The sequence below is a fragment of the Aliirhizobium sp. YIM B11859 genome, from assembly GCF_057163345.1.
Genome location: NZ_JBXHAY010000004.1, coordinates 573,833 through 597,003 on the forward strand (window position 1 = coordinate 573,833; position 23,171 = coordinate 597,003).

General features: G+C 58.4%; 17 protein-coding genes. 9 read left to right on the forward strand and 8 right to left on the reverse strand.

Going from position 1 to position 23,171, the window contains the following annotated elements; genetic code table 11:
• Positions 1–110 precede the first annotated feature (110 nt).
• The 5 genes from AC2GXZ_RS19080 to AC2GXZ_RS19100 all read right to left on the reverse strand — a co-directional run bounded on the left by AC2GXZ_RS19080 (position 111) and on the right by AC2GXZ_RS19100 (position 4,501).
• Positions 111–767, reverse strand: a complete 657-nt coding sequence (locus AC2GXZ_RS19080; RefSeq protein WP_483760765.1) for a 3-oxoacid CoA-transferase subunit B — start codon at positions 765–767, stop codon at positions 111–113.
• Entirely contained in the window at positions 764–1,423 is a 660-nt protein-coding gene (locus AC2GXZ_RS19085; RefSeq protein ID WP_483760766.1) for a CoA transferase subunit A, read from the reverse strand. Before AC2GXZ_RS19085 ends, AC2GXZ_RS19080 begins: the two co-directional genes overlap by 4 nt.
• Before the next feature lie 66 nt (positions 1,424–1,489).
• Positions 1,490–1,801: an AtuA-related protein gene (locus AC2GXZ_RS19090; RefSeq protein ID WP_483760767.1), complete on the reverse strand. Its 312-nt coding sequence runs from the start codon at positions 1,799–1,801 to the stop codon at positions 1,490–1,492.
• A 4-nt stretch (positions 1,802–1,805) separates the two neighbouring features.
• Complete coding sequence (locus AC2GXZ_RS19095; RefSeq protein ID WP_483760768.1) at positions 1,806–3,143, reverse strand: acyclic terpene utilization AtuA family protein; 1,338 nt, start codon at positions 3,141–3,143, stop codon at positions 1,806–1,808.
• 38 nt (positions 3,144–3,181) lie between these two features.
• Positions 3,182–4,501, reverse strand: a complete 1,320-nt coding sequence (locus AC2GXZ_RS19100; RefSeq protein ID WP_483760769.1) for a CitMHS family transporter — start codon at positions 4,499–4,501, stop codon at positions 3,182–3,184.
• A gap of 2,753 nt (positions 4,502–7,254) precedes the next feature.
• On the opposite strand from AC2GXZ_RS19100, the gene AC2GXZ_RS19105 reads away from it, so the two are divergent.
• Together AC2GXZ_RS19105 and phnX are read left to right on the forward strand one after the other, a co-directional pair.
• Complete coding sequence (locus AC2GXZ_RS19105) at positions 7,255–8,379, forward strand: TIGR03364 family FAD-dependent oxidoreductase (protein ID WP_483760770.1); 1,125 nt, start codon at positions 7,255–7,257, stop codon at positions 8,377–8,379.
• Positions 8,380–8,389: 10 nt separating this feature from the next.
• The gene (gene phnX, locus AC2GXZ_RS19110) at positions 8,390–9,208 is read left to right on the forward strand and encodes a phosphonoacetaldehyde hydrolase (protein WP_483760771.1); all 819 of its coding nucleotides are present in this window, start codon (positions 8,390–8,392) and stop codon (positions 9,206–9,208) included.
• Positions 9,209–9,235: 27 nt separating this feature from the next.
• Here phnX and AC2GXZ_RS19115 read toward each other — a convergent pair whose 3' ends face one another.
• Positions 9,236–10,216: a GlxA family transcriptional regulator gene (locus tag AC2GXZ_RS19115; RefSeq protein ID WP_483760772.1), complete on the reverse strand. Its 981-nt coding sequence runs from the start codon at positions 10,214–10,216 to the stop codon at positions 9,236–9,238.
• Positions 10,217–10,322: 106 nt separating this feature from the next.
• On the opposite strand from AC2GXZ_RS19115, the gene bcoG reads away from it, so the two are divergent.
• The 5 genes from bcoG to AC2GXZ_RS19140 are packed head-to-tail and all read left to right on the forward strand — an operon-like array spanning position 10,323 to position 16,762.
• Positions 10,323–11,225, forward strand: coding sequence for a 3-dehydrocarnitine:acetyl-CoA trimethylamine transferase BcoG (bcoG, locus tag AC2GXZ_RS19120; RefSeq protein ID WP_483760773.1), 903 nt, complete (start codon positions 10,323–10,325; stop codon positions 11,223–11,225).
• 5 nt (positions 11,226–11,230) lie between these two features.
• Positions 11,231–12,721, forward strand: coding sequence for a carnitine 3-dehydrogenase (locus AC2GXZ_RS19125; RefSeq protein WP_483760774.1), 1,491 nt, complete (start codon positions 11,231–11,233; stop codon positions 12,719–12,721).
• Positions 12,722–12,757: 36 nt separating this feature from the next.
• Positions 12,758–13,918, forward strand: a complete 1,161-nt coding sequence (locus AC2GXZ_RS19130; RefSeq protein WP_483760775.1) for an acyl-CoA dehydrogenase family protein — start codon at positions 12,758–12,760, stop codon at positions 13,916–13,918.
• Positions 13,919–13,922: 4 nt separating this feature from the next.
• Positions 13,923–15,980, forward strand: a complete 2,058-nt coding sequence (locus tag AC2GXZ_RS19135) for an acetate--CoA ligase family protein (RefSeq protein WP_483760776.1) — start codon at positions 13,923–13,925, stop codon at positions 15,978–15,980.
• Positions 15,977–16,762: a carnitinyl-CoA dehydratase gene (locus AC2GXZ_RS19140; protein ID WP_483760777.1), complete on the forward strand. Its 786-nt coding sequence runs from the start codon at positions 15,977–15,979 to the stop codon at positions 16,760–16,762. Before AC2GXZ_RS19135 ends, AC2GXZ_RS19140 begins: the two co-directional genes overlap by 4 nt.
• 67 nt (positions 16,763–16,829) lie before the next feature.
• Here AC2GXZ_RS19140 and AC2GXZ_RS19145 read toward each other — a convergent pair whose 3' ends face one another.
• Complete coding sequence (locus AC2GXZ_RS19145) at positions 16,830–17,066, reverse strand: hypothetical protein (protein ID WP_483760778.1); 237 nt, start codon at positions 17,064–17,066, stop codon at positions 16,830–16,832.
• Between the two features lie 467 nt (positions 17,067–17,533).
• Here AC2GXZ_RS19145 and AC2GXZ_RS19150 point away from each other — a divergent pair, with 467 nt between their 5' ends.
• Positions 17,534–20,323, forward strand: coding sequence for a bifunctional aconitate hydratase 2/2-methylisocitrate dehydratase (locus AC2GXZ_RS19150; RefSeq protein WP_483760779.1), 2,790 nt, complete (start codon positions 17,534–17,536; stop codon positions 20,321–20,323).
• Between the two features lie 355 nt (positions 20,324–20,678).
• The gene (locus tag AC2GXZ_RS19155) at positions 20,679–21,797 is read left to right on the forward strand and encodes a metallophosphoesterase (protein WP_483760780.1); all 1,119 of its coding nucleotides are present in this window, start codon (positions 20,679–20,681) and stop codon (positions 21,795–21,797) included.
• A 217-nt stretch (positions 21,798–22,014) separates the two neighbouring features.
• Here AC2GXZ_RS19155 and AC2GXZ_RS19160 read toward each other — a convergent pair whose 3' ends face one another.
• Positions 22,015–23,034 (reverse strand): LacI family DNA-binding transcriptional regulator, encoded by a 1,020-nt coding sequence (locus tag AC2GXZ_RS19160; RefSeq protein ID WP_483760781.1) that lies wholly within the window; start codon positions 23,032–23,034, stop codon positions 22,015–22,017.
• Positions 23,035–23,171: the final 137 nt, after the last annotated feature.

Consider the following 23,171-nt stretch of genomic DNA (forward strand, 5'->3'; position numbering starts at 1 on the left):
GGTTGAAGGCACGGCCAGATGATGCCGCGCGTTGGTGTATGGCTTTTGGATTGCGGCGGGGCCGGAGGAAGCGCAGGCTCGCGCCCCTCCCCGTTCCTTGCCGGGTTTGCTCAGGCCGCGATGTCCATGATACCGGGCTTTGCCGGGATGATCAGGCGCGCTTCCGTTGCCGCTATGACCTCTTCCACCGTCACCCGCGGAGCGATTTCCAGCAGCACGAGGCCGTCGTCTGTCGGCTTGATGACGGCCATCTCGGTGATAACGAGATCTACCCGACGGATCGATGTCAGCGGCAGATTGCACTTCTTGATGATCTTCGGTGTGCCCTTGGCGGTATGAATCATCGCGACAATAACGCGCTTGGCACCGGAAACGAGGTCCATGGCTCCGCCCATGCCCGGCACCATCTTGCCGGGCACCATCCAGTTGGCGAGCTGACCTTCTTCATCGACCTGCAGTCCCCCCAGGACCGTGACATCCAGATGACCGCCGCGAATGAGGGCAAAGGACATGGCGCTGTCGAAGGCGCAGGCACCTGGCAATGCGCCGATCGGCATTCCACCGGCGTCGGTGAGATTGGCGCCCGCCAAAGCCGGATCGGGCAATGCGCTCATGCCGATGATGCCATTCTCGGACTGGAACGAAATACCGGAATCGGTGGGCAGGTAGGAGGCGACCATGGTGGGGAGGCCGATGCCCAGATTGACGAGGTCGCCGCGCTTCAGTTCCTGGGCGACACGTTTGGCAATGATCTGTTTCTCGTTCATGCTTGCGCTCCCTTCGCGATGATGAGGTCGACGAGAACATGCGGGGTTGCGACGGCATCAGGCTCGATACAGCCGATCGGCAGGATCTCATCGGGTTCCGCGATGACGAAGTCGGCCGCAAGCGCCATGAGCGGGTTGAAATTGCGCGACGTCAGCGAATAGCGCAGATTGCCGGAATAGTCGGCACTCCTGGCGCAGATCAGGGCGAAGTCTGCCTTGAGTGCCTCTTCCACCAGGTAGACGACTCCGCCGATGGTGACTGTCTGCTTGTTGTCGGCGGCGGTTGTTCCGACGCCTGTCGGGGTCAATACCCCGCCAAGGCCCGATCCGCCGGCACGTACCCGTTCGGCAAGCGTACCCTGCGGTACAAGATCAACCTCGATTTCACCGGCTATCATCAGCTTTTGAGTCTGGGGATTGGTGCCGATATGGCTGGCGATGACTTTCCTGACCAGACCGGCGTCGATCAGCTTGCCAATGCCGACCCCGGGGCGGGCGGTGTCATTGGCGATCACGGTCAGGTCCTTTTTGCCTTGCCGGACCAGTTCGTCCATCAGGCGGGGGGGCGTTCCTGCTCCCATGAAACCGCCGATCATCAGGACAGCGCCATCCGGTATCTCTCGGACGGCTACCTCTACATTGTTTACTTTGGACATTGAAAAATCCTCCTGGACAGTGCCGGATACATCCGCTCGTGCGGCTTATCCGGCACTGCCTGTCATTCACCTCGTGGTTGGGACGTCCATCGCAAGCAGCGCCGAAGCCAGGCATTTGCCATGTGCGTCAAGGGCGAGCGATCGCGTGACCCCGCCGCCGAGAGCATCCTGCATGATGAAGTTCAGCGCGCCGAGGCCCGGAATTTCATGGCGAACGACGTCGCCGAAGACGATGCCCTTGAAGTGATCCCTGACCCGCTCGGCCGTGACATGGTCGCGGACGGTCTCGTAATCCTTCTGATCGTAAACAATGACGGAGATGTTGGAGATGTTGCCCTTGTCGCCCGTGCGGGAATGGGCAATGTCGATAAGTTTCATGGACTTAAGCCTCCAGATAATCGATAATGGGATCGACCTTGCTGCGCGGGAAGAGCGCAGACAGCATGGCTACAACCTGTTTTGCGGATTTGGTGGCACCACCGCCGCTGGCGGGGCCGTTGGTATAAAGCGTTTCGACTTCGTTGCCGATGCGGACCGCTTCCTTCATGCTTTCGCAACGCCCGACCACCCGCAGGCGAACTTCCGTCGGCTCTGGAGCCAGCGCGAGGACATCCTTGTGGATCGAGTTGACGCCGATCAGGTCGAAGCGCAACTCGCTCGTCTTCACGCCGGTGATCTTGAGCCGTTCCCTGACGATTTCCAGGGCCAGCTGGCCGCGGGCCAGCGCGCCGGGTCCGGCATAGGAAATCTGCCCCTCGCCCATATAACCGTCAACGTAACCGACTGAGACCTTGAGCGTTTCTGGCCGTGCCCGACCGGTGACACCTTCGACGAGGATACGGTTGGGTGCGATTTCCTTGAAGCTGATCTTGGAGAAATCGGCCGTCACATCGGGCGTCAGATAGGTTGACGGGTCGTGCACCTCATAGAGGATCTGCTCCTTGCAGGTATGTTCGGTTACCTTGCCGCCCGAACCGTCGACCTTGGTGATGACGGCTGCGCCATCTTCTGAGACCTCGGCGATCGGGAAGCCAAGGCGTGCCAACCCCTCGACATCCTTCCGGCCTGGTTCGGCATAATAGCCGCCTGTCACCTGACCTGCGCATTCCAGCAGGTGGCCAACGGCCGTTCCCTTTCCGAGCTTGTCCCAATCGTCCTGAGCCCAGCCGAATTCGTGGATCTGCGGAGCGAGGAACATGGAGGGGTCGGCAACGCGGCCGGTGATGATGACGTCGGCACCCTGTGCAAGGGCTTCGACGATCGGCGCCGCGCCGACATAGGCATTTGCCGATACGAGAACATTGAGCATGTTGGTTGCCGGCTCGCCGGTTTCCAGGATCTTGGTGTCGCTCGTCTTCAATCCTTCGATGACATCGTCGCCGGAGACGGCGGCGATCTTGAGATGGCCGAGGCCCAGTCGGCCGGCGATCTCACGGGTCTTGGCTGCGGCTGCCTGGGGATTGGCGGCCCCCATATTGGTGATGATCTTGACGCCGTTCTTCCTGCAGATCGGGAGGACGGCCTCCATGCGCTCTACCAGAAGAGGGTCATAACCCTGCGTCGGGTCGTTCAGCTTTGCCTTCTGGGCAATGGCGATCGTGCGTTCTGCCAAGCATTCAAATACGAGATAGTTGATTTCTCCCCTTTCGGCCAGTTCAACCGCGGGTTCGATACGGTCGCCGGAATAGCCGGCGCCGGATCCGATGCGAATGGTACGCATAATCATACTCCTTAAGTCTTGTTCAGATTGGGCCGGGTTCATCCGAAGGGGGATGGGAATACGCCCAGGATCACTGCAACGATCGTCATCAGGACGGTGGCTGCAAAGAGGAACGGGATGGCCAGCTTCTGATGCTCACCAAGGCTGACCCCGGTCAGGCCCATGATCAGGAAGGTGGCAGGTGTCAGTGGGCTGACAGGGAAGCCTGTGGTCATCTGGCCGAGGATCGAGGCCTGCGCCACATGGATCGGATCACCGCCGAAGCTGTGATAGACATTGGCGAGGACTGGCATGACACCGAAGTAGTAGGAGTCCGGGTCAAACAGCAGGCTCAGCGGCATGGAGATGATGCCGGTGATAAACGGGATGGCCTGAGCGTGCTCTGCGGGCACATAGGTTGCGCCGGCCGCAGCCATGGCCTTGATCATTCCCGTGCCGCCCATGATGCCGGTAAAGGCGCCGGCTGCGAAAAGGATGGACGCCATCATCAGGGCGGCCTTCGCATGCGCGTCGACCCGGGCCTTCTGATCCTTCACGGACGGATAGTTGATCATCAGGGCGAGCACGGTGCCGATCATGAACATCGGAGCGGCGTCTACATATCCCGAAATCATCGTGCCGAGGATCGCGAGAGCCAGCAGAATGTTGACCCAGAAGAGATGAGGGCGGCGTACCTCCTGTTCGGCGGGGGTGAGTTCACGCTTGTAAGCGCCCTCACCCATCGATGCGACCATGGTCGATCCACCGAGACCAAGGCGACGTTCCTCGCGCTTGCCCATGTACCAGGCGACGGCAAAGGTGAAGATCAAGCCGACGATCTGTACGACGAAAAGCGGCGTGAAGATGTGCGAGACGGGCACGTTGAGTGCTGCCGAGGCGCGCAGGACCGGGCCGGTCCAGGGCAGGAAGTTTACACCAGCCGCGAGGGACACAACGAGTGCCAGAACGCGACGTTGCATTCCCAGCCGGTCATACAAAGGCAGCATGGCCGGGATGGTGACGAGGAAAGTAACCGCGCCTGAGCCGTCCAGATGAATGATCAGGGCAAGCAAGGCGGAACCGACGACGATGCGGGTCGGCTTCAGCCCGACAGCCTTGAGGATGCGGTCGATGATCGGATCCATCATGCCGGCGTCCGTCAACACGCCGAAGAACACGATGGCGAAGACGAACATTGCCGCTGTCGGAGCGATGTTCTTGACGCCGGCGACGATGAATGTCGCAGTCTCTGCGCCGAAGCCCCCGATCAACGACGCAACGATCGGGATAACGATGAGGGCGACAAGCGGTGAAAGCTTGTTGGTCAATATAACGACCAACAGAACAAGTATGGTTATTAAGCCCAGAACGGCTAACATATTTCTCACTCCCTAGAGAAAATCATCACCTGGGTGAGGGATTGCCTCGGCCTGGTGATCTGCCAGATAAAACATTCTCGAATTGGTGCATTTACCTCCTTCATTCCGGCTGAGGCCTGTCCAAAGGTCGCCGGAATAGCCTCAAAGGGATGTCATTTCCCTCCGTCTTTGGTCGGTGAGGTTTTGTGTCAGAGCAGCGGTATTTACGAAATTGAATTTATCGGATCACAGTAATTACGCAGGGTAATTTGACGAGCATTGATGCGAATAACCATTTTATAACAATGCGTTGCGGATTTTGATCTGGGCAATTGTGGTGGAGTTAGTGCCGAGATGCCGACGTTATGTCGCACTTCAAGGCTTTAACCGATCTCATTCTGTTGTTGCGATGGGCCATTACCGGTGTTTGCCAGGGATGTTTTGGTTCCTCCTCCTCCTCGGAGCGCGGGCGCTGTGAGGCCTATCGGTCCGGCGCATTTGATGCTCTCCTGTTTGAATAGCCGGTGTCGAGACGATCAGCGTCGGCACACATGCGATTTGGCGCATGGTCTGATCCTCGTCGAAAGCTTGGCGGATGCGTGACGGTGCGGGTGAATTGCGGCGCGCGTCTATCACCGCGATGGCGGCCGATCGAAACCTTTCGTCTGCGAAGGTTCGGAACCATATCATTCTGTATCGTCTCTTTTGGGGAGGCGCCGTGTCCCGGCAAGGTGTGGCTTGGGAAGCCAGGTATAGGCGGACGGGAAATTGGTCGCCGTCGACAGGATGTCTGAGGGCGCCGCATACGGTGAGATCTTCTTGAGTGAAGTAAGCCGGATTGGCGTCTAACAGGTATGAAGTTTGCCCGACATGCGACGGCGGCTGTTGGCGCAGAGAGGGCTTGCTCTTTTGTCTTCGTTCTGATGTTGACAGCTGTCAACGTCGAGGTTTTTCGCCCTGCCCTAACTCGTTGAGTGTCGCTGGCGACGAGAGGACGGTGTTGAAACTCAACGAGCATACCGAAGCGCGCTGACGAAATCGTGGCCGATCATCAACTTCGAAGTTTGAACATTACCTTTCCTGAACCGGTGAGGTTCTGGATGCTGGCGTCGGAAATCGATCGCAGGGTATCTGCCGGGCGAGCATCGGTGGCCATGGATACGATTGGGCTAGGAATTCGTCGGACGCGGTGGCGGAGCGGGGAGGCGCTGCTTGTTTGGACGTCGTTATTCGTCACAGGTGACGTTTGCATATTGGTCCCTCCTTTGCGACGGCAACAACTGATGCTGAAGGTTGGTCATCGCGCGCGGGTCAATCGCGGCATCGCAGCAGCTTTGTTGCTGCCTGGAGCGTGGTTAAGGTGAGGTGCTGGACGGAAATCTCCGGGTGGTTTCAGGGCGTGACTTTGCTATTTTTCCTCACTGCCTCGATAGCTCACGTAAGATTGCGTTTAGCTGGTAGGTCGCTTGTCTCTTCTTTCAACAGCAACGATGGGTTCGCGCACTGGGATACGGCTGCATGCCGACAACAATTATCTAGGCGTGACCTCGCTTAAGCTTACTGAGTGTCGGGGCGCTTATGGTGGCGCCCGGGTTGCGGGGTTAGCGACGCGGATCCGGAGGTTTGCGAATTTGTATGAGACGCACGCCACTACGGTTGTGACAAACACGGTATCAGTGTTTGGGCTTGACGAAGCCAAGCTCTTCATCGGGATGCGGGAGTTTGGAATTGAGGGAGTCGGATTATACTTATCGATCATTGCGCCGCGGGAACTGATTGATACGCGAGAGCTTGGATCGATGGTGTCTACTGACTGGCAGTGCGTGTTGGCTTTATCCGATCTGAACGGATCGGCTTTGCCCTTGTCTTGGCTCGATTGGTCGTTGTCGATGCGCCATTCCGAATTGCGTAAACGGAGGTCGTGGGCACGGTACTTCGATGGGCACTATCTCTTCGCTCTGATGAGGCTGGGTGGCCGAGGTCATTTGCTGACGGGGAGGGCGTTCGATCGTGGCTACGGGGGAGGCTCTTTCGGAATGAGGTTTCGCCAGCAGGTGCGTTTAGGGAGGCTTTCGCGAGGCAAGCTCAGTCTTGCGTGGGTCTTGCCAGGAACGTCCCCGAATCGCACTTCCTCGGATGTGAGGTTCCAGAGGATGCTTAGTGAATGTTGTGGCGCTGAATCATCCCGGAAGTTAGCTCGGCATCCCGCCCATAGCGCTTCACGTCGATAGCGCTACGATGCCGTGCTTGTCAGATAGGGAGCCACCAATGCTGTTGACAGCTGTCAACGGCTCTTTCCAAAGCCCGTTTTCTCCTGCAGAATTGCACATTGCGGGTTATCTGAGCGTAAAATTCGCTCGGGTCTGGAGGATCGACGTCGCTTAGCAGCGCGTGTCCGCTTCTTGGCGTTATGGTTAACGGACCAGTGACGAAACTAAAGCGGAGATTCCGTTTAATTTGAGTCCAGCTCCCCAACGCTTTCAGTATGTTAGGTCATCCGTTGGCAGCGCAGGGAAAAGCTCGGATTGGGCCGAATACCTCCACCGCAGTATTGATTTGCAAGAATATTCCCCTTCAGACGGCACGGGCAATGCGATCGGCCCGTTTTCAACTCGGATCTCTCGTCGGCCTGATTGCCAAGTTTTGGCAACGTTGGCCGATGGCGGTGCCATGCACGGCAATTTTTCGTCTGCTCTTGAAATAGATGAAAAAAGACTGTCACCATCTGTCGCTAAAGCCTTGGCACAGGATAGGCAGGCGGGAGAATGCAGCCGATGAGCAGGAATTTCGATCTCGCGGTGGTCGGCGCCGGAATTGTCGGGCTGTCAGTTGCTTTGGCCGCAGCGAAAAAAGGCAAGAAGGTCGTCGTCATTGAGCGCAATGCCAAGGCAATCGGTGCTTCGATCCGCAACTTCGGTTTTATCACGATCTCTGGCCAGAAGCAGGGCGATCACTGGGCACGCGCCCGCCGAGCTCGGGACGTCTGGGCCGAGGTGGCGAAGGAAGCCGACATCGAGGTTATCCACCGCGGGCTCGTAATGCCAGCCTATCGAGAGGAAGCCGAAACCGTCCTTGACGCCTTTCTGAAGACAGATATGGGCGCGGAATGCCGCCAGCTGTCGCCGCGAGAAGCATGCGAGCATGTGCCCTCGATCCGCGGGGAAGGGATGCGGGCCGCGCTTTACAGTCCGCATGAACTCAGAGTGGAATCGCGCGAGGCTATCCCCAAGATTGCCGCGTGGCTTGAGACGCGTCACGGTGTGGCATTCAACTGGAATACGGCTGTGACCAGCATTGACGGGACAAAGGTCACGACCAGTCGCGGCATGATCGAAGCCGAGGCTTGTATTGTCTGCCCCGGCGATGACTTCTCTACGCTTTTTCCTGAGCGGATCGCGCCTTACAAGCTCAGGGTCTGCACGCTCCAGATGTTGCGCGTCATGCCGGCCGCTCCGTCGCACTTCGGTGCAGCCGTGATGTCTGACCTGAGTTTCGGCCGTTATGATGGTTTCGCTGATCTGCCGGAAGCGAAGGCGCTCTGCGACAGACTGGATGACGAATGTGGCGAGATGCGACGGGAAGGTATTCACCTGATCGCCGTGCAGTCCGCTGATGGTTCGCTGGTTGTCGGAGACAGCCATGTCTACGGCAATGTGCAGGAGCCTTTTGCGCAGGATCGCATCGACGGCCTGATCATGGATGCATTTGACGAGATCTTTGATCTGCCTGGCCGCCGCATCATCGGCCGGTGGTGCGGAAGTTACGCTTCAGCGAGCGATCGCGTCGTGATGATCGACGAACCGGCGGACAATATCCGTCTGGTCATGGTTACCGGCGGCACGGGTGCGTCCACCGGCTTCGCGCTCGGTGAGCAGGTCATCAACTCCCTCTACGCATAGGTCTGATATCATGGGACATCTCAAAGCAGTCGTCTTCGATTGGGCAGGCACGGTCATCGATTTCGGATCTTTCGCGCCGATGGGCGTTTTCGTCGAAGCGTTTTCCCGCTTCGGTATCGAAGTCTCCATCACTGAAGCCCGGGAACCGATGGGCCGGCCGAAATGGGATCATATCGAAACGATGCTGGCGCAACCGCGGATTCTTGCCGCGTGGCAGGCGACGCATGGTCGCGCGCCGACGCAGGAGGACATTCAGGCTATCTATGATGTCTTCGTTCCACTGAACGAGGATGTCGTCGACCAATATGCCGATCTCGTGCCTGGAACCATTGAGATGGCAAATGCGGTGCGCCAGCGCGGGCTCAAGATCGGCTCGACCACCGGTTACACCCGCTCGATCATGGCACGGGTGTTGCCGCTCGCCAAGGCTCAGGGCTACGAGGCCGACAATCTCGTTTGCGCCGGCGACCTGCCGCATGGGCGGCCGACGCCGATGAACATGTACAAGTGTTTTCTCGACCTCGATGTCTGGCCGGGCAATGCCGTTGTCAAGGTCGATGATACTGGCGTCGGTATAGACGAAGGCCGTGAAGCAGGATGCTGGACGGTCGGTGTATCATTGAGCGGCAACGAGGCCGGCGTTACGCCCGCAGAGCTTGCCGGGATGACCAATACCGAGAAGGATGAGTTGCGGGAAAAGGCCTCGGTGATCCTTCGCAAGCATCGACCGGACTACATTATCGATACCGTTGCCGACCTTTTGTCCATCCTCGACGAGATCGAACAGCGCATGGCAAGAGGAGAACGTCCGATAGGGCAGGGTGCGTAGGCCCAATGCCGGGATAATTCGTCCGGCCTATCCTGTCACGGTCTTGAGCTTCAGCCGGCGGCGAGTGTCGCTCGGGCTTTCCCCGTAACTGGTCCGATAGCTGCGGGAAAAGGCGGAGGCCGAATTGAAACCGGTCTCGGTGGCGATTTCGGCGAAGCTTCCTTTCGTCTCGATCACCTTGCGCCGGGCCGCATTAAGCCTCAGCGCAAGGTAATGGGCGTGCGGAGCAACTCCCATCGTTTCGTGAAACAGATCCTGCAGACGCCGGGCGCTGACCCCGCATCGTTTTGCCAGCCGTGCGAGTGAAAACGGTGCTTCCACCGTCTCCTCCATCAGCTTTACAGCTGCCTGCACGCGCGTATCAACGATGCGCATATTGCCGATGGCAGGCATCTGTAGGAGATCCCCGCGGATGCGCTCCTGCTCGTAGATGAACAGCCGCGACACTTCGAGTGCCAGCGAATAACCGTGAGCGCGGCGGATCAGTTCCAGCATCAGGTCGAGCGTCGGCAGCGAACCGCCGGTGGTGATGCGCTTGCCGTCGATGACGAAGCGTTCGCGGATCATGTTAACCTGCGGATAGGCGCGCGAGAAATCGTCGAAATCCTCCCAATGCGTGGTTGCGGAAAATCCGTCGAGCAGGCTGGTCTCGGCGAGAATGAAGGAACCGGCCTCTATGCCGGCCATCAGCCTGCGGTGCCGAGCCGTCTGCGAGAGCAGGATTTTCAGCTCGCGTGTGGCCCCCTTTTTCCAGTTGTAGCTGGAAAGAACGAAGAGCGGATCGGTTTCGCGGCCGGATTTGAACATGCCCGATACGGGAATGGGAATGCCGGATTTCGTCTCGACCTGCTGACCGTCGGGGGAATAGAGCGTCCAGTGATAGAGGTTGCGGCCCGTAATCCGATTGGCGGCGCGCAACGGTTCGATGAGCGAGGCGACCAGGATGAGATTGGTCTCCGGCAGCACGAGGACGTCGAAATGTTGGCCCGTATTCAGCTGTTCGGTCATCTATTCACCTTCGGTGTTTCCATTTTTGTATAGAATAGCGCTGAATGTGAAAAGCATCGCTGTCTTTTCCAGTTCGTAATGGAGTTCACGAACAAAGGAGGGGAGCATGCCGCTCGAGATGAATCGCGAGGTCTTCATCACTTGTGCCGTGACCGGCGCCGGCGATACGGTGAGCAAGTCGAAGCACGTACCGATCACACCGAAACAGATTGCAGAGTCCGCAATCGATGCAGCGAAGGCAGGTGCAGCGGTCGTTCACTGTCACGTCCGTAATCCGGAGACGGGTGCGGCGGCCCGTAACCTTGAACTCTACAGGGAAGTCACCGACCGTATCCGGTCTGCCGATGTCGATGTCGTGCTTAACCTGACGGCCGGCATGGGCGGTGACCTTGTGTTCGGCAATGTCGAGGCACCATTCCCGGTCAATCCCGACGGCACGGATATGGCGGGGGCCACCGAGCGTGTGGCGCATGTGGCCGAATGCCTGCCGGAAATTTGCACCCTCGATTGCGGCACGATGAACTTTTCGCTCGGCGATTACGTAATGACCAATACGCCATCGATGCTGCGCGAAATGGCGCGGCAGATGACGGCGCTCGGCGTCCGTCCCGAGATCGAGGCTTTCGATACGGGCCATCTCTGGTTTGCCAAGCAGTTGGCGGAAGAGGGGCTGATCGAGGACCCGGTACTGATCCAGCTCTGCATGGGCATTCCGTGGGGCGCGCCGGACGATCTCAACACCTTCATGGCGATGGTCAACAACGTGCCGAAGAACTGGACGTTTTCGGCCTTCTCGATTGGACGTAACGCGCTCGCTTATCCGGCGGCGGCGGTGCTTGCCGGCGGCAATGTCCGCGTCGGGCTGGAAGACAATCTTTATGCCGGCAAGGGCATGCTCGCGACCAATGCGCAGCTCGTCGAAAAGGCGGTCACCGTGATCGAAGGCATGGGCGCGAAGATCATCGGGCCCGAACAGGTGCGTGAAAAACTCAAGCTGACGAAGCGGTGATCGACATGACCGGTATCAAGAAGGCGGCCTGCATCGGCGGCGGCGTCATTGGCGGGGCATGGGCCGCCCGTTTCCTGCTCGGTGGCATTGATGTTTCGATGTACGATCCCCACCCCGAAGCCGAGCGCATCGTCGGCGAGGTGCTGGCCAATGCCGAGCGTGCCTATGCGATGCTCACCATGGCGCCGCTTCCGCAAAGGGGAAAGCTCACCTTCGTCTCATCCATCGAAGATGCGGTGGCCGGGGCGGACTGGATCCAGGAAAGTGTACCCGAGCGGGTAGACTTGAAACGCAATGTCATCACTCAGATCGACGCGGCAGCCGATCCCAAGGCACTGATCGGTTCGTCGACCTCCGGCATCATGCCGACCGATCTTCAGCGGGACATGAAACATCCGGAGCGGATGTTCGTCGCCCATCCCTATAATCCGGTCTATCTTCTGCCGCTTGCCGAGCTTGTCGGCGGCAGCAGGACGAGCCCGGAAACGCTTGAACTGGCCAAGGCAAGACTTGCACCGATCGGCATGAAGGGCGTGATCCTAAAAAAGGAGATAGAGGCCTTTGTCGGCGACCGGCTGCTGGAAGCCGTATGGCGCGAGGGGCTCTGGCTCATTCATGACGACATTTGCGATACCGAGACGCTTGACGACGTGATCCGTTATTCCTTCGGCATGCGATGGGCGCAGATGGGCATGTTCGAGACCTACCGCATTGCCGGCGGCGAGGCGGGCATGCGGCATTTCCTGGCGCAGTTCGGCCCCTGCCTCTCCTGGCCGTGGACAAAACTCACCGATGTCGTCGATCTCGACGACGCGCTGGTCGACAAGATCGCCGGTCAGTCGGACGCCCAGTCCGGCGCACGCGGCATCCGTGACCTGGAACGTATCCGCGACGAAAACCTGGTTGGCATCATGCAAGCGCTGAAGGCCGGTGATGGCGGCAAGGGATGGGGCTCGGGCAAGATCCTTGCCGAATTCGAAAAACATCTCTGGGCGCAGGGAGGCGGACAAAAGTCGGCGCCCAGCCTTTCCGCGCCGCTGCGCCTGATCGACACGAAGGTCAGCGCCGCCTGGGTGGATTATAACGGTCACATGACCGAACATCGTTACCTGCAGGTCTTCGGCGACACGTCTGATGCGCTGCTGCGGCTGATCGGCGTCGATTTCGCTTACGTCGAAGCGGGTCACAGCTATTATACCGTCGAGACCCACATACGGCATCTTGGCGAGGCGAAGCTCGGCACGAGGCTCTACGCAACGCTTCAAGTGCTTTCCAGCGACGAAAAGCGGATCCGGTTCTTCACCACCATCTTCAATTCCGACACCGACGAGGCACTCGCCACCGCAGAACAACTGATGCTGCATGTGGACAGTCATGCCGGCAAGGCCGTGCCAGCTCCCGCCGAGGTTCTGGCCAAGCTTGCGCCGATTGCGGAGGCACATGCAGATGTCGTGGTGCCGGATGGCGCCGGACGGGCAGTCGGCCAGAAAAGGTAGACAAGACGGCTGACATCACCGCGGAGGGGATAAATCATGAATTTCGGACTGACGGGCGAACAGGAAATGATCGTCGCCACCGTTCGCGACTTCGTCGAGACGGAAATTTATCCCCATGAGAACGAGGTGGAGCGTACCGGCTTCGTCCCACCCGAACTCGGCCTTGATATCGCCAGAAAATGTCGAGACATCGGCTTCTTCGCCTGCAATTTCCCTGAAGAGGTCGGAGGGGCAGGGCTTGACCACACGTCGTTCACCCTGGTCGAGCGCGAGCTCGGCCGCGGGTCGATGGGGCTCACCGTCTTTTTCGGCCGTCCTTCCGGCATCCTGATGGCCTGCGAAGGTGAGCAGCGGGAGAAATATCTGCTGCCGGCCGTAAGGGGCGAGAAGTTCGACGCGCTGGCGATGACCGAACCGGATGCCGGATCGGACGTGCGTGGCATGAAGTGTTTTGCACGTAAGGACGGTGACGATTGGGTCGTGAACGGCGCCAAGCATTTCATCTCGCACGCCAATATCGCCGATTTCGTCATCGTTTTCATCGCGACGGGAGAGGAAGATACGACGCGCGGCAAAAAGAAACTGATTACCTGCTTCCTCGTCGACCGTGGCACGCCCGGCTTCGAGATCCGCGAAGGGTACAATTCCGTCTCCCATCGTGGCTACAAAAATTGCATCCTCACCTTCGATGAATGCAGACTGCCGTCGGCACAGATCCTTGGCGAGTTGCACAAGGGGTTCGACATCGCCAATGACTGGCTTTACGCGACGCGCATCACTGTCGCGGCCACTTCTGTCGGCCGGGCGCGCCGGGTCTTTGATTATGCGCTTTCCTATGCGGCCGAGCGCAAGCAATTCGGCAAGCCGATCGGTGCCAATCAAGGGGTCTCCTTCAAGCTTGCCGACATGATCACCGAGATTGATGCCGCCGACCTGTTGACACTGTCGGCCGCATGGCGGCTCGATCAGGGCTTGCCCGCGAACCGCGAGATCGCCTCGGCCAAGGTTTACGCAACCGAAATGCTGGCGCGTGTCACCGACGAGGCGATCCAGATCTATGGCGGCATGGGGTTGATGGACGATCTGCCGCTTGCAAGGTTCTGGCGCGATGCCCGTGTCGAGCGCATCTGGGACGGAACGTCCGAAATTCAGCGACATATCATCAGCCGTGACCTACTCAGACCGCTGGGAGCATGAGCCGATGATGCGCTCTCTCGGCCGCCTCACGCGTCCCAAAACCATTGCCGTGTTCGGCGGCAAGGAGGCGCGGCGTGTCATCGAGCAATGCGACAAGATGGGGTTCAAGGGGGAGATCTGGCCCGTTCACCCGAAGAATGACGAGATTCTCGGCCGCCAATGTTTCCGCTCCGTGGCAGACCTGCCCGATGCGCCGGATGCTTCATTCGTCGGCGTCAATCGGCAGCTGACGGTAGAGATCATCAAGGCGCTTGCCGTTCGTGGTGCAGGCGGGGCCGTCTGTTATGCCTCGGGCTTCCGCGAGGCGGTGAGCGAACTTGCCGATGGTGACGAGCTGCAGTCGGCTCTGATCGAGGCTGCTGGCGACATGCCGATCCTCGGCCCCAACTGCTACGGTTTCATCAACATGCTGGATGGTGCGCTGATGTGGCCCGATCAGCATGGCATGCTGCGCGTCGACCGGGGCGTGGCGGTGCTGACACAGAGTTCCAATATTGCCTGCAACATTTCCATGCAGCAGCGAGGTCTGCCGCTCGCCTATCTGATGACCGCCGGCAACCAGGCCCAGACAGGGCTTTCCGATCTTGCCTGCACCGTTATCCAGGACCCGCGGGTAACAGCGATCGGCCTGCATGTGGAGGGGTTCGACAGCCTACAGAGCCTGGAACGATTGGCCGGTTTGTCCCGCAAGCTGCGGAAGCCCGTGGTGATGCTGAAGGTTGGTAGGTCGGAAGCTGCTCGGCTTGCCACGGTCTCGCATACCGCATCTCTTGCCGGCAACGACAGGGTCTCCTCGGCGCTTCTGGCCAGGCTCGGCATTGCAAGGGTCGAAACCCTGCCGGAACTGCTCGAAACGTTGAAACTGCTGCATCTCAACGGACCGCTTGCCAGCAACGAGATTTCCTCGATGAGCTGTTCCGGCGGAGAAGCATCGCTGATGGCCGATGCCGGGGTGAAGCGAAATATCGCTTACCGAGCGCTCGGCGACGAGCAGCTGAAGCCGCTGCGCGAGACGCTTGGACCTATGGTGACGCTCGCCAATCCGCTCGACTACCATACCTTCGTCTGGGGGAACGGTGAGAAACAGACGGCCGCCTTTTCCGCCATGATGCTCGGTGGGTACGCGCTCAATCTCGTCGTCCTGGACTTCCCACGACTCGACCGCTGTGACGCGACAGATTGGTTGACAACTGTCAACGCCATTGTCGCAGCCCGTAAAGGAACCAATGCTAATGCGGGCGTGGTCACCAGCATGGCGGAAAATCTGCCGGAGACGGTGGCGATCGGTCTTATGCAGAATGGCGTCGTGCCCTTTTACGGTATCGAAGAGGCACTCGCGGCGGCCGATGCCGCAGCCTTTATCGGACGTGCATGGGCAAGTTCGCCTGCCGCGCCGTTGCTGGAGGTTGCTGCCAGTGCTGGGGAGGCGGTGACGCTCAATGAGGATGAGGCGAAACGGGAACTCTCCGCTTACGGTGTGCCGACACCCAAGGGACTGGTGGCAATGGAACCCGATGAAACGGGACCGATGGCTGAAAAACTCGGTTTTCCCGTGGTGCTGAAGGGCCGGGGCGTGGCGCACAAGACCGAAGCAGGCGCGGTGAAACTGAATCTGAAAAACGTCGACGAGGTTGTTGCAGAGGCGCACGCTATGGCCGACGTTGCACATGGTTATCTGGTGGAAAAAATGGCGGGCAGGCCCGTCTGCGAGATCATTATCGGTGCAATGCGCGATCCCGTCGCCGGGCTGGTCCTGACCGTCGGTGCCGGCGGCATTCTGGTCGAACTCCTGGAGGATGCCGCGCTGATTACCCTGCCGGCCTCGCAAGAGGCGATTTCGACCGCAATATCGGGTCTCAAGGTGAAGAGGCTGCTCGACGGTTATCGCGGCGGACCCAAAGGGGACATTGCGGCACTCGAAACAGCGGTTGCCGCGGTCGCTGCCTATCTGGCCGCAAACGCAGCGGATATAGAGGAACTGGACATCAATCCCGTCATGGTGCTGCCGGAAGGCGAGGGCGTCCTGGCCGTGGATGCTTTGATCAGACGGAGGACCGCATGACTGACGAACCGATCAAGACGCGCCGCGAAGGCGGCATTCTGGAAGTCACGATCGACCGGCCGAAAGCGAATGCCATCGATCTCGTCACCTCGCGGATCATGGGGGAAATCTTCACCGATTTTCGCGATGACGAGAGCCTGCGTGTCGCGATCGTCACGGGCTCAGGCCCGAAATTCTTCTGTCCCGGCTGGGACCTGAAGGCGGCCGCGGCAGGTGATGCGGTCGACGGCGATTATGGTGTCGGCGGTTTTGGCGGCATGCAGGAACTGCGGGATCTGAACAAGCCGATCATTGCAGCCGTCAACGGCATTTGCTGCGGCGGCGGGCTGGAGATCGCGCTCTCGACCGATCTCATTCTTGCAGCCGAACACGCTACATTCGCACTGCCCGAAATCCGCTCCGGCACAGTGGCGGATGCGGCCTCCATCAAGCTGCCGAAACGTATTCCTTATCATATCGCCATGGATATGCTGCTGACCGGCCGGTGGCTGGATGCGGCCGAGGCGCATCGCTGGGGTTTCGTCAACGAGATCCTGGCGGCCGACAGATTGATGGAACGGTCATGGGAATTGGCTCGGCTTCTCGAAAGCGGCCCACCGCTCGTCTACGCTGCGATCAAGGACGTGGTGCGGTCGGCCGAAGGCGAGGCCTTCCAGACGACGATGAACAAGATCACCCGGCGGCAGTTGAAGACGGTTGACGTACTCTATTCCAGTGAAGACCAACTGGAAGGCGTCCACGCCTTTGCGGAAAAGCGCGATCCCGTATGGAAGGGGAAATAAGCCAACCGCTCGTTTCCAAGCGGTTCCCGACCGCGAAACCGCGCTACCTTTTTTTGCCGAAATTTTCCTAAGCGGCGATGTCGGCAATTTCGCCGGATTGCCACAAAACCTTCGGCTCCGACATGTCGCCGCTTTCCATGTCCACCTGCACGGAATAGGCCGCTACGCCGACAAAGCGTTCAGCCATGGCGCGCGCGATCTTTTCTGCAGAGGCCGCGTTGGAAGCCGCCCGCATCTCGCCGGGCGCAACATTGCCACGAATTTTCTTGAACGGCAGAACGATGAATTTTTCTGATTTGGACATGATGGTTCCTTGTTGTTCGCATTTTGTTCATGGCGCCGGCAAAGTCAATCTGCAATGGATGGAAATCGACATAAAGGCACGATGGTCGCGATTTGTGGTCATATTGTTGGCGAAATGGCCGATAACGCGTGCCGGCGAAAGCTCCGGCAGCTTTCGGTTCCATTGTTGGTCATGCCGCTGGATTGTCAGTATTGAAAATCAACACGGCGAATGCCTGCCGCGCCCGGATTTGAAAAGCCCATTGGGGTAAAACCGGCGGGTTCTCGCCGTTCAATCCAAAAAGCTTTCAGGGGAGCGATTTTAACCTGTCAGTGATGAAACCGAAGGACTACATTTACTGAACTGCGGTATCTTGTCACATCGCCTTGGTTGACGTACTCCAAACCCATAAGGCCTAAGGCTGATTAACAATACCGTTCGGTGGGGCTGCCCGTCAGCGCCATAAACCTCATGACGTTGGGACTGCAATGAACCTTTACTTGGATTACCTGGCTGAGATCAAAAGCAGAGAAACTCAAGGGCTAGCGCCCAAGCCGATTGACGATGGCGGGCTCATCGGTGACATCATTACACTGATTGATGATGCCGGTAGCGATTACCGGACTGATGCCCTCAAGTTCTTCATCTACAATACGCTGCCGGGCACAACCAGTGCTGCGGGTGTCAAAGCGGCGTTTCTGAAGAAGATCATCCTTGGCGAAACCCTCGTGCCGGAGATCACCCCCGAATTCGCCCTAGAGCTTCTATCGCACATGAAGGGCGGGCCTTCGATCGAAGTGCTGCTCGACATCACACTCGGTGATGACGCCGTGATTGCCGAAAAGGCCGGTGAGGTGCTGAAGACCCAAGTCTTCCTTTACGACGCCGATATGTTCCGGCTGCGCGATGCCTTCAAGGCGGGCAATGCGGTCGCCAAGGGCATTCTCGAAAGCTATGCAAAGGCTGAGTTTTTCACAAAGCTGCCGGATGTAGAGGATGAGATCAAGGTCGTGACCTTCATCGCCGCCGAAGGCGATATCTCGACCGATCTGCTCTCTCCCGGCAACCAGGCGCATTCGCGCTCGGACCGCGAATTGCACGGCCAGTGTATGATCACGCCTGAAGCGCAGCAGGAAATCGTGGCGCTGCAGAAGCTGCACCCGGACAAGCGCGTAATGATGATTGCCGAAAAAGGCACGATGGGCGTCGGCTCGTCGCGGATGTCCGGCGTCAACAACGTGGCGCTCTGGACCGGCAAGCAGTCCAGCCCCTATGTACCTTTCGTCAATTTCGCTCCGGTGGTCGCCGGCACCAACGGCATCTCGCCGATCTTTGCGACCACAGTCGACGTAACTGGAGGTATCGGCGTCAACCTGAAGAACTGGGTCAAAAAGCTCGGCGAAGACGGCAAGCCGATCCTCAACAATGATGGCAACCCGATCCTCGAGCAGAAATATTCGGTCGAGACCGGCACCGTGCTGAAAATCGACGCCAAGAACAAAAAGCTCTGTGATGAGAATGGCCAGGAACTGGTCGATGTTGCTGCAGCCTTCACGCCCCAGAAAATGGAGTTCATGAAGGCAGGCAGCTCCTATGCCATCGTCTTCGGCAAGAAGCTTCAGACATTTGCGGCCCAGACCCTCGGTGTCGAGCCGGCGCAGGTGTTTGCCCCGAACAAGGAGATCACTGTCGAGGGCCAGGGCCTGACTGCGGTGGAGAAGATCTTCAACCGCAATGCCGTTGGCGTGACGCCGGGCAAAGTGCTCCACGCAGGCTCCGACGTTCGCGTCAAGGTGAACATCGTCGGCTCGCAGGATACAACCGGCCTGATGACCGCGCAGGAGCTTGAAGCGATGGCGGCCACCGTCATCTCGCCGCTCGTGGACGGTGCCTACCAGTCCGGCTGCCACACGGCATCCGTTTGGGACAAGAAGGCTCAGGTTAACATTCCCAAGCTGATGTCCTTCATGAACAATTTCGGCGTCATCACTGCGCGTGATCCGAAGGGCGTCTATCACTCGATGACGGACGTGATCCACAAGGTGCTGAACGACATCACCGTGGATGACTGGGCGATCATCATCGGCGGCGACAGCCACACCCGCATGTCCAAGGGCGTGGCCTTCGGCGCGGACTCGGGTACCGTGGCGCTGGCGCTGGCCACCGGCGAAGCGACGATGCCGATCCCGCAATCGGTCAAGGTCACGTTCAAGGGCACGATGCAGCCCTATATGGACTTCCGCGATGTGGTGCATGCCACTCAGGCACAGATGCTCAAGCAATGTGGGGACAACGTCTTCCAGGGACGGATCATCGAAGTCCATATCGGCACGCTGCTGGCCGACCAGGCGTTCACCTTCACCGACTGGACGGCCGAGATGAAGGCCAAGGCGTCGATCTGTATTAGCCAGGACGAAACCCTGATCGAATCACTGGAAATCGCCAAGTCGCGCATCCAGATCATGATCGACAAGGGCATGGAAAATGCTGCAGGCACGCTGAAGGGACTGATTGCAAAAGCGGACGAGCGCATTGCCGAGATCCGATCGGGTGCAAAGCCGGCGCTATCTCCCGACGACAACGCAAAATACTTTGCCGAAGTGGTCGTGGATCTGGACATAATCGACGAGCCGATGATTGCCGACCCCGACGTGAACAACGCCGATGTTTCGAGGCGCTATACCCACGACACGATCCGCCCGGTTTCGTACTACGGCGGCACCAAGAAGGTCGACCTAGGCTTCGTGGGCTCGTGCATGGTGCATAAGGGCGACATGAAGATCGTTGCCCAGATGCTGAAGAACATCGAAAAGGCTGAAGGCAAGGTCGAATTCAAGGCGCCGCTCGTCGTCGCCGCGCCGACATACAACATCATCGACGAACTGAAGGCTGAAGGGGATTGGGAAATTCTTCAGAAGTATTCCGGCTTCGAATTCGATGACCTGAAGCCGAAGACATCCAACCGGACGGAATACGAGAACATCCTTTATCTCGAACGTCCGGGCTGCAACCTGTGCATGGGCAACCAGGAGAAGGCCGAAAAGGGCGACACCGTTCTTGCCACCTCCACCCGCCTTTTCCAGGGACGCGTCGTCGAAGACACTGCCGAAAAGAAGGGTGAGTCGCTGCTTGCCTCCACCCCGGTCGTGGTCCTTTCGGCGATCCTTGGTCGCACCCCCAACATGGACGAGTATCGAACTGCCGTCGACGGAATTGACCTGACAAAGTTCGCCCCTCCGAAGACTGTCCGGCTCGATGCCTTGTCCGTCCATTTCTAGGACATCACGCTTGTAAAAGCCGTGCCCGCGAAAGCGATACCTTCGCGGGCACCGTACTTCACGCCGATTGAGTGTGTTCGGCGGGACGTTTCTTCCTGAGCCTAACCTCTTCATATTGCCGATCGACTTGCACCTTCGGGCATATGCCCGGTGTATCCGGACAGGCGATGGGCGAGGCTGACGGTTATATGTTGGGGTCTTGCCAATAGGGAGCGGCCTCGCGATCAAGACCTGAATTATCGACGATACCATCACCGCCTTAATCTATCGGCGATCTTTGCGACGATGGCATGGTCTTTGGTAGGCCGGGAAGGTTATGGTTGCGCATCGTATCGCATAGGCTCATTTCCACGACATGTTTCATCTGATCTTCGGACTTCCCTGGCTCGTCGTCGCTGCCCGGTTTATTGCACCGCTCCCTTGGCACATCTCGATCAAGATCGCGCTCGCCGCCATTTTGCTGATTGCGTCCCAATACCATTACTTCAGTCGTCTCTCGTCCGGATCGGTTTTCGCGCCGGAATTTCCGCGTCCACTTGTCATCGCCTTTAACCTGCTGATGGCGACAGTGCTGATCCTCGCCGTCTTCCAGATCATTCTTGATGTGGTTTCCGTTGGGCTGATCGCCGTAAAAGGACATTTCCCGGTCGTACCAGCCGCTGTTCGATATGGGATGGGTGCCGTGGCTCTGGGGCTGAGCATGTTCGGTGTCTATCAGGCAATTCGAGTGCCGCCGCTGAACGATATCGAGATTTCCATCGCTGATCTTCCTCCCTCTTTTGACGGTTACAAGCTGGTCCAACTCACGGATCTTCATATAAGCCGCCTGTTTCCTAGGGATTGGGCCGATGCCGTTGTCGCGCGGACGAATGCACTGGATGCCGACCTTATCGTGATGACAGGCGACCTCATCGATGGCAGCGTAAATCATCGGCGCCGAGACGTTGAGCCGATCGCGAAATTGAGGGCTCGGGACGGAGTGCTCGCCATTCCCGGCAACCACGAGTATTTCTTCGACTATCTAGAATGGATGCGGGAATATGACCGGCTCAACCTACGCCCGCTTCTGAATGCTCACACGGTGATCGAGCGGAATGGTTCCAGCATCGTGATCGCAGGGGTAACGGACCATTCCGCTTCCAGATTCGGGGCGACCGCTCCGGATCTTGCGGCCGCACTGCAGGGCATACCTGGCGGCGCGCCGGTCATTCTCCTTGATCACCAGCCGATGTTTGCGGCGCAATCCGCCGCCGCGGGCGTGGCGCTCCAACTGTCCGGCCATACCCACGGCGGTATGGTCGTGGGGTTGGACCGGCTTGTCGCGCGTGCAAACAACGGCTTTGTTTCCGGCCTTTACCGGGTTGGCACTATGCAGCTTTATGTCAACAACGGCACGGCACTCTGGCCCGGCTTTGCGCTGCGACTTGGGACCATGCCGGAACTGACGCGCATCACGCTTAAGCGAAAGAGCTGAACGGGTGGTATCGCACGGCAGTTCTGAGAGCTTCGACGATAGCTCTCCTTACATCAGGCCTTGGCGGACGGTCGTTCATTGTAGTGCCACGACACAGGATCTTACGGGGTTTTGTGCCGCGGCTTTTCCGCCTTATCGAGATGCTGGCTACGGGAGACGAGGCCGAAGCTGCAACATCTCGTATTCTGATGCGGAGGGATAGCTCGCGGCAAGCCATTCAATCGCGGCATTGCGCTGTGCTTGTGCGCACGACGAGCTCGGTCTTCAGAACGATATCAGTGGCCGGCTGATCGCTATCGTCAATGAGGGACAACAATTTTGAAGCCGCGACCTCGCCCATCTGCCGCCGAGGCTGGCGGATGGTCGTCAGCGACGGATGTATGTGCTCGACGATTTCGATATCGTCAAAACCGACAACCGATACTTGGCCGGGAACGTCGATTCCGTGTCTAAGCAGTTCACCGACAAACGCACATGCAACGACGTCCGTCATACAAAATATCCCTGTGGGGCGCTTATCCATGGACAGCCAGTGCAAGGCTGCACGTCGGCCAAAATCGAATGAAAGATCGCCACTGACGACCCATGCGGGATTGAATGGAATATTGGCCGCCTCCATAGCCTCCTTCATGCCTGCGAGGCGTGTATCGGTAGTAAAATTGGCCGGGCCGCTCAAGAACCCGATATTGCGATGCCCCAATTCGATGAGATGGTCGACCGCAATCCGCGACGCCTGTTCATTCCTTATGCTGACGCGGTGCATTGGAATGCCGTCCGGCCATTCGCCGATCTGGACGATAGGGGGAGAAAGACCGTCCAAATTCCAGGCCTCTACCAACTCATTGGCAATGCTGCCGATGGTTATGATCAATCCATCTGCGCGGCGGTTGTTGAAATAATGCCGGGCCACCCTTTCGGCCTCGGCACCGGCATGTGTATCCACAACGATGAGGCTATACCCAGCTTCTGCGATAATCCGCGAAAGTCCTGACAGGATAGTGTGGTAGTAAGGGTTGGCGATATTGGGCAGAAAAGCTACGATCGTACCCGTTCTTTGCCTGCGGAAATTGCTGGCTGCCTCGTTGAAAACATATCCAGTTCTTTCAATCGCGGCATAGACGGCATTGCGCGTTTCCTCGTTAACCAGCGTCGGGTTCGAGAGTGTTCTGCTGACCGTAGCGGTCGATACGCCGGCTGCGGTGGCCACGTCCTTGATCCGCACATTTCCTGCCGTCATTGCTCGTCTCCCAATTAAAAACCGTCAAACATAAGACATAGATCAGCTCGTTGAAAAAAGCTGTTGAAATCGATTACATATTCTGTATTCTCTGCAATGTAACCGATTACATTGAGTGGAGCCTGCGGTAAATACCA

Excerpts from the sequence above, each read along its gene's own strand:
- AC2GXZ_RS19135 (WP_483760776.1), top strand. The coding sequence starts at position 13,923 with ATGATGCGCTCTCTCGGCCGCCTCACGCGTCCCAAAACCATTGCCGTG.
- AC2GXZ_RS19090 (WP_483760767.1), bottom strand. The coding sequence starts at position 1,801 with ATGAAACTTATCGACATTGCCCATTCCCGCACGGGCGACAAGGGCAAC.
- AC2GXZ_RS19160 (WP_483760781.1), bottom strand. The coding sequence starts at position 23,034 with ATGACGGCAGGAAATGTGCGGATCAAGGACGTGGCCACCGCAGCCGGC.
- AC2GXZ_RS19150 (WP_483760779.1), top strand. The coding sequence starts at position 17,534 with ATGAACCTTTACTTGGATTACCTGGCTGAGATCAAAAGCAGAGAAACT.
- AC2GXZ_RS19140 (WP_483760777.1), top strand. The coding sequence starts at position 15,977 with ATGACTGACGAACCGATCAAGACGCGCCGCGAAGGCGGCATTCTGGAA.
- phnX (WP_483760771.1), top strand. The coding sequence starts at position 8,390 with ATGGGACATCTCAAAGCAGTCGTCTTCGATTGGGCAGGCACGGTCATC.
- AC2GXZ_RS19080 (WP_483760765.1), bottom strand. The coding sequence starts at position 767 with ATGAACGAGAAACAGATCATTGCCAAACGTGTCGCCCAGGAACTGAAG.
- AC2GXZ_RS19105 (WP_483760770.1), top strand. The coding sequence starts at position 7,255 with ATGAGCAGGAATTTCGATCTCGCGGTGGTCGGCGCCGGAATTGTCGGG.
- bcoG (WP_483760773.1), top strand. The coding sequence starts at position 10,323 with ATGCCGCTCGAGATGAATCGCGAGGTCTTCATCACTTGTGCCGTGACC.
- AC2GXZ_RS19100 (WP_483760769.1), bottom strand. The coding sequence starts at position 4,501 with ATGTTAGCCGTTCTGGGCTTAATAACCATACTTGTTCTGTTGGTCGTT.
- AC2GXZ_RS19095 (WP_483760768.1), bottom strand. The coding sequence starts at position 3,143 with ATGCGTACCATTCGCATCGGATCCGGCGCCGGCTATTCCGGCGACCGT.
- AC2GXZ_RS19085 (WP_483760766.1), bottom strand. The coding sequence starts at position 1,423 with ATGTCCAAAGTAAACAATGTAGAGGTAGCCGTCCGAGAGATACCGGAT.
- AC2GXZ_RS19125 (WP_483760774.1), top strand. The coding sequence starts at position 11,231 with ATGACCGGTATCAAGAAGGCGGCCTGCATCGGCGGCGGCGTCATTGGC.
- AC2GXZ_RS19145 (WP_483760778.1), bottom strand. The coding sequence starts at position 17,066 with ATGTCCAAATCAGAAAAATTCATCGTTCTGCCGTTCAAGAAAATTCGT.
- AC2GXZ_RS19130 (WP_483760775.1), top strand. The coding sequence starts at position 12,758 with ATGAATTTCGGACTGACGGGCGAACAGGAAATGATCGTCGCCACCGTT.
- AC2GXZ_RS19155 (WP_483760780.1), top strand. The coding sequence starts at position 20,679 with ATGTTTCATCTGATCTTCGGACTTCCCTGGCTCGTCGTCGCTGCCCGG.
- AC2GXZ_RS19115 (WP_483760772.1), bottom strand. The coding sequence starts at position 10,216 with ATGACCGAACAGCTGAATACGGGCCAACATTTCGACGTCCTCGTGCTG.